Here is a 13,549-nt window from a genome sequence, read left to right on the forward strand (position 1 = left end):
GCCTCGTCCTCGGTGGCGTTCTACTCCACCGTCACCGGCGAGCCGATCGACACCGCCGTCATGGACGCCGGCTACTGGTACCGCAACCTGCGCGAAACCGTCCAATTCGAGCCCGCGGTACGGGCCCTGGCCACCGACGGCATCCACGCCTTCATCGAGGCCAGCCCCCACCCCGTCCTGACCGTCCCGGTCCAGGAGACCCTCGAAGACGCCCTCGACGCCCGCACCGAACCCGTCGTCACCGGCTCGCTGCGCCGTGGTGAGGGCGGCACCGCACGCTTCCTCACGTCCCTGGCCGAGGCGTACGTGCGCGGGGCGACCGTCGACTGGACCGCCGTCCTCGCCGGCCGCGACGCCCACCGGATCGACCTGCCCACCTACGCCTTCCAGCACGAACGCTTCTGGCCCGAGCCCGGCACCGGTGGCGATGTCACCGGTGTGGGACTCGACGCGCCGGGTCACCCGTTCCTCGGCGCCGTCGTCCGCCTCGCCGAGTCCGAGGGTCTGGTGCTCACGGGACGGCTGTCGCTGCGCACCCACCCGTGGCTGTCGGACCACCAGGTGATGGGAACCGTTCCGCTGCCCGGCACCGCCTTCGTCGAGTTGGCGATGCTCGCCGGTGACCAGGTCGGCTGCGACCGGCTCGAAGAGCTGACCATGGAAGCGCCCCTCCTGCTGCCGCCCAGCGGGCACATCCGCCTCCAGCTGACCGTGGGTTCGCCGGACGAGGCGGGCCGCCGGACGATCCAGCTGTACTCGCAGAACGAGGACGCCGAGGAAGACGCCGGGTGGCTGTGCCACGGCAGCGGGCTGCTGGCCGCCGGCGGCCGGCAGCCCGCCCCCGACCTCTCCGAGTGGCCGCCCCCTGGCGCCGAGCCCGTGCCGGTCGACGACCTGTACGAGCTCGCCGCCGACGGACCGGTCTTCTACGGCCCGGCGTTCCACGGCCTGCGCGCCGCCTGGCGGCGGGGAACCGAGGTCTTCGCCGAGGTGACCCTGCCGAGCGGGCAGTTGGAGCGGGCGGGCAGCTACACCCTCCACCCCGTGCTGCTGGACGCCGCCCTGCACACCGTGGGCCTGGGCGGGCTGCTGGACGACAGCGTGCCGGGCTGGCGCCCGTTCGCGTGGAGCGGCGTGTCGGTCCACGCGGCGGGGGCCTCGACCCTCCGGGTGCGGCTGGCGCCGACCGGCGCCAGCTCGCTCTCGCTGTTCGCCACGGACACGGCGGGCGTGCCCGTCGTGTCCGTGGATTCACTGGCCATGCGTCCGATCGCGGCGGAGCAGTTCACCGCTGGCGCCCGGCAGGAATCGCTCCTGCGGATGGACTGGGTGGCGGCGTCCCTCGAGGCTGCCACCGGCCCCCGCTGGGCGGTGCTTGGTCCGGTGGAACCGGACCTGCTCGAACTCGCGCACGAGCGATCCGAAGGTGGCCCGGTGGCCTTCGCCGACCTGGACACCCTGGTCACCTCCCTGACAGAGGGGGCCGCGGCGCCCGACTTCGTGCTGCTCGATCCCGCGGTCGACGCACCCGTCGGCCTCACCGGCCTGGCCGAGGCCACTCGGCTGGCCACCGGCCGGGTGCTGGACACCGCTCGGGCCTGGCTGGACCCGGCCCTCGACGAGCGGCTGTCCTCGGCCCGCCTGGTCGTGGTCACCCGCCAGGCGCTGGCCGCGTGCGACGGCGAGGAGGTGACCGGGCTTGCCGGGGCGCCGCTCTGGGGTCTGGTGCGCTCGGCCCAGGCGGAGAACCCCGGCCGGCTGGTGCTGCTCGACGTGGACGGCGACGCCGCGTCCTGGCAGGCCCTGCCGGCGGCGCTGGCCTCCGGTGAGAACCAGCTGGCACTACGTGCCGGAACGGCCCTGACGCCTCGGCTGGGCCGGCTCCGCGCCCTCCCGCCGGTCGCCGAGCCGGACGCCTCCGAGGAGCCCGTGCCGGACCGGTTGGGCCCCGAGGGCACCGTCCTGGTGACCGGCGCCACCAGCGGTTTGGGCGCCATGGTGGCGCGCCGGCTGGTGGCCGAGCACGGCGTGCGCCGGCTGCTGCTGGTCAGCCGCCGGGGCCCGGCGGCCGAGGGTGCGGCCGAGTTGCTGGACGAACTGCGCGAGGCCGGTGCCGAGGCCGCCGTGGTGGCCTGTGACGTGGCGGACCGCGAGTCGCTGGCCCTGGCACTCTCGGGTGTTCCCGCCGAACATCCGCTGACCGCGGTGGTCCACTGTGCCGGCACGGTCGACAACGGCCTGCTGGCATCGCTGACGCCGGAGAAGATCGACGAGGTGTTCCGTCCCAAGATCGACGCGGCGGTCAATCTGCACGCGCTCACCGAGGGCACCGATCTGGCCGCCTTCGTGCTCTTCTCCTCGGTGGCCGGCACCATCGGCGGCACCGGGCAGGGCAACTACGCCGCCGCCAACACCTTCCTGGACGCGCTCGCGCAGCACCGCCGCGCCAAGGGGCTGGCAGCCACCTCACTGGCCTGGGGCCTGTGGGAGGCAAGCAGCGGAATGGGCGGCCGGTTCGACGCCGCCCTGCTCGCCAACACCTCGATGCGGGCCGTCGTCCCGCTGCCGTCCGAGGAGGGCCTCGGGCTGTTCGACGCCTGCTGGCGCTCGAACGAGCCCGTGCTGTTCCCGGTCAAGCTCAACACGGCCGCACTGCGCGCGCAGGCCGGGGACGGCGCACTCCCATCGGTACTCCGTGCGCTGGCCCCCAGCGGGTCTCGTCGGACCGCCGCCGGCGGGCAGGACAACGGGGCCCAGCTGCGCGGACAGCTGGCTGCGATGTCCGCAGGAAAGCGCTACGACACGTTGGTGGCACTGATCCGCAGGCAGGTCGCGTCGGTGCTGGGACACGCCTCGGCCGATGCCGTCGAGACCGACCGGCCGTTCAAGGAGTTGGGTTTCGACTCGCTGACGGCGGTGGAGCTGCGTAACCGGCTCAACGCCGCCACCGGGGTGCGGTTGCCCGTGACGGCCGTCTTCGACTACCCCACGATGGAGGTGCTGGCCGGGTTCCTGCGCGACGAACTGTTCCCGGCCGCGGCCGAGGAGGCGGTGGATCCGCTGGCAGCAGAGGACGCCAGGATCCGGGAGGCGCTGCTCGCGCTGCCGCTGGTCCGGCTGCGCGAGAGCGGCCTGCTCGACCCGCTGCTGGAGCTTGCCGAGGGCCGGTCGGGCGGTGGCTCGGAAGCCGAGCATCAGGACCGCAGCGAATCCATCCTGTCCATGGACGCGGCCTCCCTTATCCGGCTCGCCATGAGCAACTCCAGTACTACAGACGTTATCTGACGGTACATCCAGTAGCACGGCGAAGAGGCCCGCCCTACCGGTCCCCTGGACCGGTTCGCCGCTTCAGGGGTGCCGTAGGGGTTCCCGAATAGGGGGCTCAAATTCATACGATCGCACCGCCTGGTGCTACCGCGGTGCGAGAGCCCGGTTCGGCCCGCTCATCCCTTCCCATCAGCTGACCCGCCATTACCAGAGAGTTCTACCGTGACCGATGCTCTTACCCCGATCGCCTTCCCCTTCCCGGAGGGGGACGTCATCTGCCAGCCGATCCGCGAGCTGGACGACCTCCGCGAGACCCGCCCGGTCGCGCCGGTGGCCCTTCCGGACGGAACGTCCGCCTGGCTGCTGACCCGCCACGCGGACGTGCGCCAGGCGCTGTTCGACCCGGTCTTCAGCAACCGGGTCATGCCCGCCATGCCCAACATGCCGCAGAACGAAGTCACCGCGATCATGAACGAGTCGCTGGTCGGCATGGACCCGCCGGAGCACACTCGCCTGCGCAAGCTGGTCTCCCGTGCGTTCACCGTCAAGCGGATCGATGCCCTCCGTCCCCGGATCGCCGAGCTGGTGGGCGAGCTGATCACCAAGATGGAGGCCATGCCGCAGCCGGTCAACCTGGTGGAGAACTTCTCCGTGCCGTTCCCGGTCCAGGTGATCTGCGAACTCCTCGGCGTCCCCAGCACCGACGAGCACAACTTCCGTGAGTGGGCGGACACCCTGCTCGGCGACTGGATGACCGACCCGGTCAAGCGCGACGAGGCCGCCCTGCGCTTCCGTGAGTACTTCACCGCGCTGATCGAGACCAAGCGCGCGGAGCCCGGCGACGACCTCATCACGGCGCTGATCGCCGCCAGCGACGAGGGCGACAAGCTGACCGAGCGTGAGATCGTCCACCTCTGCGTCGGCATGCTCATCAACGGGTACGAGACCACCGCGAACGCGATCGGCATGTTCGTGCTGGTGCTCAAGCGCCACCCCGAGCAGTTCGCCCAGCTGATCGCCAACCCCGACGGTGTGCCCGCGGCCGTCGAGGAGCTCCTGCGCTTCGTGCAGACCGGTACCAGCGGCACCGGCCAGCCGAAGATCACCAAGCAGGAGGTGGTCCTGAGCGGCGTGACCATCCCGGCCGGCGCACTGATCCTGCCGGGCACCGGGGCCGCCAACCGCGACCCGCGGGTCTTCACCGACCCCGACACGCTGGACCTCACCCGGGCCGAGAACCCGCACCTCAGCCTCGGCGGCGGCCTGCACCACTGCCTGGGTGCCTGGCTGGCCCGCGTCGAACTGCAGGAGGCCCTCCTCGGCCTGATCCAGCGGATGCCGAACGTGGAGATCGCGGTGCCCGAGTCGGAGCTCAAGATGAAGCCCTTCTCGGCGCTGCGCGGCCTCCAGGAGCTGCCGGTCACCTGGTAGCCACCAGGAGAAGGCCACTGGCTCGACAGCTGGGGGTGTGGAAGCGGTTCGCCGTTCTCACACCCCCAGCGTTCGTCCGGCCCGCCCATCGGCGTGCCCACGTCCACTGCACGCCCCCCCTGGCGCGTGGCGCCCATTCGCCATCGGCGGCCGGCCCATCGGCGGCGGTCGCACGCTCGACACACCCGTTGCCCGGTCGCTCGGGGCATCACCCAGTGGCCGCGACATCAGAAGGCAGGGACCTCCACGATGAACCAGCCCGGTGCAGAGATCGAGACGGCCAACGTCAGTACGGTGACCGAGGCCCTCCACCTCCGGAGCGTCAAGCAACCGGACGAGACCGCCTATGTGTTCCTCCGCGACGGTGAGACCCCCGACGGGTCCCTCACCTACCGAGAGCTGGAGGCCAGGGCCCGCACCCGCGGCGCCGCGCTCGTGGCCGCCGGGCTCGCGGCCGGGGACGCGGCCGTCCTGCTCTATCCCTCAGGCCTGGACTTCATCCAGTCGCTGCTCGGCTGCATGTACGCCAGGGTCGCCGCCGCCCCGGTCCAGGTTCCCACGCGTCGGAGCGGCCTGGAGCGGGTGCGCCGGATCGCCGACGATGCCGGAACCACCGTCGTCCTCACCACCGCCGAGATCAAGCGGGACCTGGAGGAGAGGTTCGGCACGCTGCCGGAGCTGGCCGGGCTGACCCTGCTCGACGCCGAGTCGCTCGCACCGGCGGAGGACCTGCCGGTCGGTCAGCCCCGTCCCGACGACATCGCACTCCTCCAATACACCTCGGGTTCGACCGGCCACCCCAAGGGGGTGATGGTCTCCCACGCCAACTTCCTGCACAACGTGGCGGAGACCGAGCAGGTCTGGCCGTCGGGACCGGACGGCGTGGTCGTCAACTGGCTTCCGCTCTTCCACGACATGGGCATGATATTCGGCGTCATGCTGCCGCTCTGTTCGGGCGTCCCCGCCTACCTCATGGAACCCGCCGCCTTCGTCCGTCGCCCGCTGCGCTGGCTGGAGGCCATCTCCCGGTTTCGCGGTACCCATGCGGCCGCGCCGAGCTTCGCCTACGAGCTGTGCGTGCGCGCGGCCGAGGAGGCGGGTTCGGAGGCTCTGGCGGAAGGGCTCGACCTGTCCTCGTGGCGGGCCGCGGTCAACGGTGCGGAGCCGGTCCGCTGGCGGGCCGTCAAGTCGTTCACCGAGACGTTCGGCCCAGCCGGATTCGCGCCTGAGGCCATGTCGCCCGGCTACGGGCTAGCCGAGAACACCCTGAAGGCCACCGGCAGTTCGCCGGATCGGCGGCCGACCGTCCTGTGGGTGTCCGGCCCGGCGCTGATCGAGGGCCACCTCGAACTCCTGGAGGCCGACACGGACACCGCGCAGCCCCTGGTCGGTGCCGGCCTTCCGGCCCACCCCACCCGGGTGCTGATCGTCGATCCCGCCACCCTGGAGCCCTGCCCGTCCGGTACCGTCGGCGAGATCTGGATCAGCGGCCCCTGCATGGCCCGGGGCTACCGCGGGCGGGCCGATGAGACCAGGGAGACCTTCCACGCCCGCCCGGCCGGCGCGGGCCGGTCCGACTCCGCCCCGCGCTACCTGCGGACCGGTGACCTCGGATTCCTGCACGCGGACGAGCTGTTCGTCGCGGGCAGGCTCAAGGACGTCATCGTCCGCAACGGCCGCAACTACTACCCCCAGGATCTGGAGCTGTCCGTCGAGGGCGCGGCTACCGGCCTGCACCCCAACTGTGCGGCGGCGTTCTCGGTAGACGACGGCGAGACCGAGCGGCTGGTGGTCGTCGTCGAGGCCGACGGGCGCGTCCTGCGCGGGACCGGCGAGGACGGCCTGCGCGAGCGCATCCGCCTGGCCGTCCACGACGGCCAGCGGCTCCAGGTGGACGAGGTCGTCGTCATCCGCCGCGGCGTCCTGCCCCGGACCACCAGCGGCAAGGTGCAGCGCCGGGCGTGCCGCGAGCTCTACCTCAACGGTGCCCTCAAGCCTGCCGTGGCCGGGCGCGGCTGACGCCGCGGAGCCTCCCAGGAAGGCCGGTGCCCTCACCAGGGGCACCGGCCTTCCGTCGTCCCGGGAGACGGCCGGCGGACGACGCGGGCGACGCGGGCGACGCGTCCGGACCGGCCGCCCGCGAGGCAGCCGGTCCGGATCCGACGTTCCACCGGAGCACCGCACGACAACGCACGACCGCCGGGCGGGCCTGTGCTCGGCCCACCCGGCGGTACCAGTGTCCCGGTCGCGCGGTGCTACCGCGCGACCAGCCACTCGTGCACGGTGCGCGCGGTGTTCTCGCCGTGCTCGGTCATCATGGTGTAGTGGTCGCCCCGGACGTCGACGACGTCACGGATCATCGGCCAGAAGGGCTTCCAGGTCTCGTCCGGCGGCAGCGGCTGACCGGGCTCGGCGTTGACCATCTCCGAGGCCCGCACCAGCAGGGTCGGCGTGGCGATCTCCTTCGGCTGCCAGTCCCCCAGCAGGGAGAAGTAGGCAGCCATGGCCGTCAGCCTGACACCGGTCAGGCGGCCGAAGCTCTTCTCCCGTTCCAGGGTCCTGGACTCCATGACCGGCAGGATGTAGTCGGCCTGCTTGGTCCCGGCCAGGAAGCTGTCCAGGAGCACGACGCCCAGCGGGTTGATGCCACGCTCCTCCAGCCTGGTGGCCACCATGTAGGCGATGCTGCCGCCGGAGGAGAGGCCGGCCAGCGCGAACGGCTCGCCGTCGGTGCTCTCCTCGATGAGACGGGCGCAGTGGTCGGCCAGGGCCTCGGCACTGGCGGCCACCGGCTCACCGGCCACGAAGCCGGGAAGCATCAGCGACCACATGTCGCGGATCCCGCGCAGCGGGGTGGCCACCGGCACGAACTCCTGGTTGCTCGCCCACGCCGACGGCGACGGGAAGCAGATGATCCGCGGGTGCTGCGGGCCGCTGGCCAACCGGACCAGGCCCGGACCGCCGACCACCTCGGCCGAGTTCGAGAACGTCGGGCGCAGTTCCACGCCGGTCGCCAGCACCTTGTGCGCGATGTCGATCCGCCCGGTCTCCAGGGCGCGGCGGTACAGCGCCTCGACCCCGTTCACCGCCGCGGTGGCGGTGTCCTCCACGGGGGCGGACGCCTCCGTCGGGGCGGTCGGTGCCGGTGCGGCGCCGTCCAGTTGCCGGTGCAGCTCGCCAGCCAGCGACGTCAGCGTCGCGTGGTCGAAGATCAGCGTGGGGGGCAGCCTGAGCCCGGTAGCGGCGTTCAGCCGGTTGCGCAGCTCGACCGAGGTCAGCGAGTCGAAGCCGAGCTCCGCGAAGGCGCTCGTCCCCTGGACTCCGGCCAGGTCGGTGTGCCCGAGCACCTCGGCCGCCTCGGTCCGGACCAGATCCAGCAGCGCCGCCTCGCGCGCGTCCGGCGCCAGCCCTGCCAGGCGCCTGCGCAGCTCCTCGCCGCCGCCCTGGCCGGACGCCGCCGCCCGCCGCCGGGACGGCTGGACCAGTCCGCGCAGCACGGCCGGGATCTCCTGCCCCGGCATCACCGTCCCGCGCCCTGCGGCGAGCCGGATCGGCACGAGTAGCGACTCCCCGTCAGCGGCGAGCGCCAGGTCGAACGCGGACATTCCCTGCTGGGCGCTGAACGGCAGCATTCCGCCGCGCGCCATCCTGGCCCGCTGGTGGTCGTCCAGCCCGTCGGCCATGCCGCCGGCCTGCTCCCACCAGCCCCAGGCCAAGGAGAGCGCAGCCAGGCCGCGATCCCTGCGGTGCCCGGCAAGGGCGTCGAGGAAGGTGTTGGCCGCCGCGTAGTTGCCCTGCCCCTGGCTGCCCAGCACACCGGCGGCGGACGAGAACAGCACGAAGGCCGACAGGTCCAGGTGTGCGGTGAGCTCGTGCAGGTGCCAGGCGGCGTCCACCTTGGGGCGCAGCACCGGGTCCAGCCGCTCGGGGGTCAGCGAGGTCAGCAGGCCGTCGTCGATGACGCCCGCCAGGTGAACCACCCCGGTCAGCGGGTGCTCGGCGGGGATCGTGGCCAGCAGGGCGGCCAGCGCTTCCCGGTCGGAGACGTCACAGGCGGCTGCGGTCACCTGGACGCCCTGCGCGCCCAGTTCGGCGACCAGCTCGTCCATGCCCGGTGTGGCGGATCCGCGCCGACCGGCCAGCAGCAGCTGGCGCACGCCGTGCCCGGTGGCGAGGTGACGGGCCACCAGGCCGCCGAGGGCGCCACCGGCGCCGGTCACCAGCACGGTGCCGTGCGCGGTGAACGCGGCCCGCCGGTCGGGGTCGCCGTCCGCTTCCTGACCCGCGGCCGGCAACGCGACCAGACGCGGCACGAACGCCTCGCCCGCACGCAGGGCCAGCTGCGGCTCGCCGCCGGCCAGGGCGGCCGGCAGGGCTCGGAAGGACGCCTCGTCCTCGTCGACGTCGACCAGGACGATCCGGCCGGGGTTCTCGGACTGTGCCGACCTGAGCAGCCCCCAGGCGGTGCTGGCGGCCAGGTCGGTGACCGGGTCCGCCGGTCCGGTCGCCATCGCGCGGCTGCTCACCACGACCAGCCTGCTGTCGGCGAGGCGCTCGTCGGAGAGCCAGTCCCGAACGGTGTCGAGCGCCCACCGCGCGGCCGCGTGTGCGGCCTGCGGTGTGCCGCCGTCGACGCCGCCGGCGCAGAAGACGACGATCCCGTCCGGCGCCGGTGTGCCCGCGCTCAGCATCTCGCTCAGCGACTGCCAGTCCAGGTAGGGGGTCTCGGCGAGGCCGGCCGCCAGCACGTGCGGCCGCAGGCCGAGTGGGTCGAGCCCGAGCGTCACCCAGCGGCCGGCCAGTGGCCGGTCTGAGGTCGGCACGGCCGACCAGTCGAGCCTGAACAGGGAGTTGTCGTCGGCAACGGCACCCCCCGGGCGCTCGGCACCGGCGAACAGTTCGGGCGACGGCCGACGCAGGGTGAGCGAGTCGATCGAGGCGACCGGATCGCCGGCGGCGTCCAGGACAGTGATCGCGGCGCCGTCCCGACCGGCGGGGGTGAGCCTGACCCGCACGGCCGAGGCGCCGGTCGCGTGCAGCCGTACCCCGGTCCAGGCGAACGGCAGTCCCACCGTCGCCGTCCCCCGGCCCTGCTCGTCCTGGCCCAGCAGGCCGAGGGCGAGCGGCTGGAGGGCCGCGTCCAACAACGCAGGGTGGATCCCGAAACCGTTCTCCGGGCCGCCCGCAGCCTCCGGCAGCTCGACCTCTGCGAACAGCTCGCCGTCCCGGCGCCACAGCGCCCGCAGGCCCTGGAACACCGGTCCGAGCACGAAGTCGTCGTCGGCCAGGCCCTGGTAGAAATCGTCCACCGGGACGGCCTGCGCACCGGCCGGCGGCCACTGCACGGCCTCCCCGCGCACGGACGAGGCCCCGGTGACGGCGACCACGCCCCGCGCGTGGCAGGTCCACGCACCGTCCTGCGGCGCGTCCTCCGGCCGCGAGTGCACGCTGACGGTGCGCCGGCCCTCCTCGTCCGGGCTGCCGACGAGCACCTGCAGCGCGGTGCCGCCGTGCTCGGAGAGGACCAGCGGCGTCTGGAGGGTCAGCTCGTCGAGCAGGTCGCACCCGAGCTGTTCGCCGGCCCAGAGGGCCAGCTCCACGTACGCGGTACCGGGGAACAGCGGCAGACCGGCGAGCTGGTGGTCGGCGATCCAGCCGTGGCTCGCCAGGGACAGGCGCCCGGTGAAGAGGAAGCCGTCCAAGTCCGGCAGCGCCACCCCGGCACCGAGCAGCGGGTACTCCGCCGCGCTCAGACCGACGCTCGACGGGTCACCGGTGCGGGCCGCGCCGGTGGCCAGCCAGTAGCGCCGGTGCTGGAAGGCGTAGGTGGGCAGGCCCACCCGACGGTGCCGGCGGCCCCCGAAGAAGGCCGGCCAGTCCACCGCCGCGCCCCGGGCGTGCACCCGGGCTAGGGCCGCGGTGAGTGCGGCCGCCTCGCCCTGCTTGCCGCGCAGGGCCGCCACGGCACCCGGCCCGGCCGGCCCGCGCTCGGCCGCGGCCTCCTGGACCAGCGCGGTCAGCACCTCGCCCGGACCCAGCTCGAGCACCGTACCGACGCCCCGGTCGAACAGGGTCCGGACCCCGTCGGCGTACCGGACCGCCTCGCGGACGTGGCGCGACCAGTACTCGGGCGTGCAGAGCTCCGGTCCGGCGAGCGCGCCGGTCAGGTTCGACACCACGGGGATCCGCGGCTGGGCGAAGTCGACCCCCGCGAGCACCTCGGTGAACTCGGCGAGCATCGGCTCCATCAGCGGCGAGTGGAAGGCGTGGCTGACCGTCAGCCTGCGGGTCTTGCGACCCACCGCCGCGAAGTGATCGGCCAGCGCCTCCACGGCCTCGAGCTCACCGGACAGCACCGTCGCGAACGGGCCGTTGACGGCCGCCACACCCAGCTGGCCGGAGACGCCGGCCAGCGCCTCGGCCACCTCCTGCTCGCCGGCCTGCACCGCCAGCATCGCGCCGCCGGCCGGCAGCGCCTGCATCAGCCGCCCGCGGGCGGCCACCACGCGGCAGGCGTCCGCCAGCGACCAGACACCCGCCACGTGGGCGGCGGCGAGTTCGCCGATCGAGTGGCCGATCAGCACGTCGGGCCGCACGCCCCAGGCCTCGACCAGGCGGAACAGCGCGACCTCGACCGCGAAGAGCGCGGGCTGGGTGAAGCCCGTCCCGTTCAGCAGCGCCGCGTCGGGAGACTCCGGGGCGGCGAACAGGACCTGCTTCAGCGGCCGGTCCAACAGCGGGTCCAGCTCCGCGCACACCGCGTCGAAGGCGGCGGCGAACTGCGGGAAGCGATCGTACAGTTCACGCCCCATACCGAGACGCTGCGAGCCCTGGCCGGGGAACTGCACCGCCAGCCCGCCGTCGGTCGCCGCCTCACGCAGCACGCCGGGCGCCGAGCCTCCCTCGGCCAGCACGGCGAGACCTGTCAGGAAGTCGGGCAGCGTCTCGGCCACCACCGCCGCCCGGTGGGCCAGCTGTGCACGGGTGGTCGCCAGTGAGAAGGCGACGTCCGCGGGGTCGGCCGAGGCGGGATCCGCGTCGAACCGGTCCAGCAGCCGGCGGGCCTGGTCGCTGACGGCCTGCGGGGTCTGCCCGGAGACCAGCCAGGGCAGCGCCACCGGAGCGGCCGTGGCGGCCGTGCCGTCCTCGGGTTCCGCCTCGGAGTCCGCCGGCTCGGGTGCCTGTTCCAGGATGACGTGCGCGTTGGTCCCGCTGATCCCGAAGGAGGAGACGCCGGCCCGGCGCGGCCGGTCGTCCGGGGCCGTCCACTCCCGCGGGTCGGCCAGCAGCTCCACCGCACCCGTCGACCAGTCGACCTGGGAGGACGGCTCGGTCACGTGCAGGGTGCGCGGGAGCTCCCGGTGCCGGAGCGCCATGACCACCTTGATCACGCCGGCCACGCCGGCCGCGTACTGGGTGTGGCCGATGTTGGACTTGATCGAGCCCAGCCACAGCGGGCGGTCGGCGGGGCGGTCCTGACCGTACGTCGCGAGCAGGGCCTGCGCCTCGATCGGGTCGCCCAGCGTGGTACCGGTGCCGTGCGCCTCGACCAGGTCGACGTCGGCGAACGACAGGCCGGCGTTGGCCACCGCCTGGCGGATCACCCGCTGCTGCGAGGGACCGTTCGGCGCCGTCAGACCGTTCGACGCACCGTCCTGGTTCACCGCGCTGCCCCGGACCACCGCGAGCACCTCGTGGCCGTTGCGTCGCGCGTCCGACAGCCGCTCGACCACCAGCATGCCGACGCCCTCACCCCAGCCGGTGCCGTCCGCATCGGCCGAGAACGCCTTGCACCGGCCGTCCCCGGCCAGCCCGCCCTGTCGCGAGAACTCGGCGAACGCACCCGGCGTCGACATCACCGTCGCACCGCCGGCCAGCGCCAGATCGCACTCGCCACTGCGCAGCGCCTGCACCGCCAGGTGCAGCGCCACCAGCGAGGACGAGCACGCCGTGTCCACCGTCACCGCCGGGCCCTCAAGCCCCAGCACGTACGACACCCGGCCCGACATCACACTGCCCGACGACCCGGTCAGTGCATAACCGCTCGACGCCTCCGCCGAGCTCATCAGCACGGCGCTGTACTCCTGCGGCGACCCGCCGACGAACACCCCGGTCCGGCTGCCGCGCAGCGAGGCCGGATCGATCCCGGAGCGCTCCAGGGCCTCCCAGGAGGACTCGAGCAGCAGCCGCTGCTGCGGGTCCATCGCCAGCGCCTCACGCGGCGAGATCCCGAAGAACGCGGCGTCGAACTCGGGTGCGTCATGGACGAACGCGCCCTGACGGGTGGCCGTCATGGTGAACTGCGCCGGATCGTGCGTGCTGTTGGCGTTCCAACCGCGGTCGGTCGGGAAGTCGCCGACCTCGTCACGGCCCTCGGCGACGAGGCGCCACAGGTCCTCCGGCGACGTGACGTCCCCCGGGAAGCGGCAGGCCATGCCGACGATCACCAGCGGCTCGTCGTCCACCCGGGCCGCGACCACGGGCGCTCCGACCTCCGCGACCACGCCCGTCAGCTGCCCGCGCAGGTGTGCCGCGAGAGCAGCGGGGGTGGGGTGGTCGAAGACCAGGGTGGAGGGCAGCCGCAGTCCGGTGGCGGCGTTCAGGCGGTTGCGCAGCTCCATCGCGGTGAGCGAGTCGAAGCCCAGTTCCTGGAACGGCTTCGCGGAGGTGATCGCGGTGGTGGAGCTGTGCCCGAGGACCAGCGCCGCCTCCGCCCGTACCAGTTCGAGCAGGGCCGTGCGCTGCTCCGGTTCGCCCAGGCCGGTGAGGCGTTCGCGCAGCGCCCGGGCGGCGGAGTCGTCGGCCGGCTGCTCGGCGGCCTCCGCTTCCAGGTACTTCCGGACCTCGGGGA

At 73.3% G+C, this 13,549-nt stretch carries 4 protein-coding genes; 3 read left to right on the forward strand and 1 reads right to left on the reverse strand.

Annotated elements, in window-relative coordinates:
* The 3 genes from ACFQ87_RS40545 to ACFQ87_RS40555 all read left to right on the forward strand — a co-directional run.
* The coding region (locus tag ACFQ87_RS40545) for a type I polyketide synthase (protein ID WP_380615975.1) at positions 1–3,285 on the forward strand (3,285 nt) is incomplete at its 5' end.
* A 204-nt stretch (positions 3,286–3,489) separates the two neighbouring features.
* Entirely contained in the window at positions 3,490–4,698 is a 1,209-nt protein-coding gene (locus ACFQ87_RS40550) for a cytochrome P450 (protein WP_380615976.1), read from the forward strand.
* Positions 4,699–4,947: 249 nt separating this feature from the next.
* A complete protein-coding gene (locus ACFQ87_RS40555) occupies positions 4,948–6,717 on the forward strand; it encodes a fatty acyl-AMP ligase (protein ID WP_380615977.1) in 1,770 nt (589 codons plus the stop codon).
* Positions 6,718–6,953: 236 nt separating this feature from the next.
* Here ACFQ87_RS40555 and ACFQ87_RS40560 read toward each other — a convergent pair.
* Positions 6,954–13,549, reverse strand: a 6,596-nt coding sequence (locus ACFQ87_RS40560; protein WP_380615978.1) for an SDR family NAD(P)-dependent oxidoreductase, incomplete at its 5' end; no start/stop codon positions are given.

The sequence above is a fragment of the Kitasatospora sp. NPDC056531 genome (genome assembly GCF_042794375.1).
Lineage (GTDB): Bacteria > Actinomycetota > Actinomycetes > Streptomycetales > Streptomycetaceae > Kitasatospora.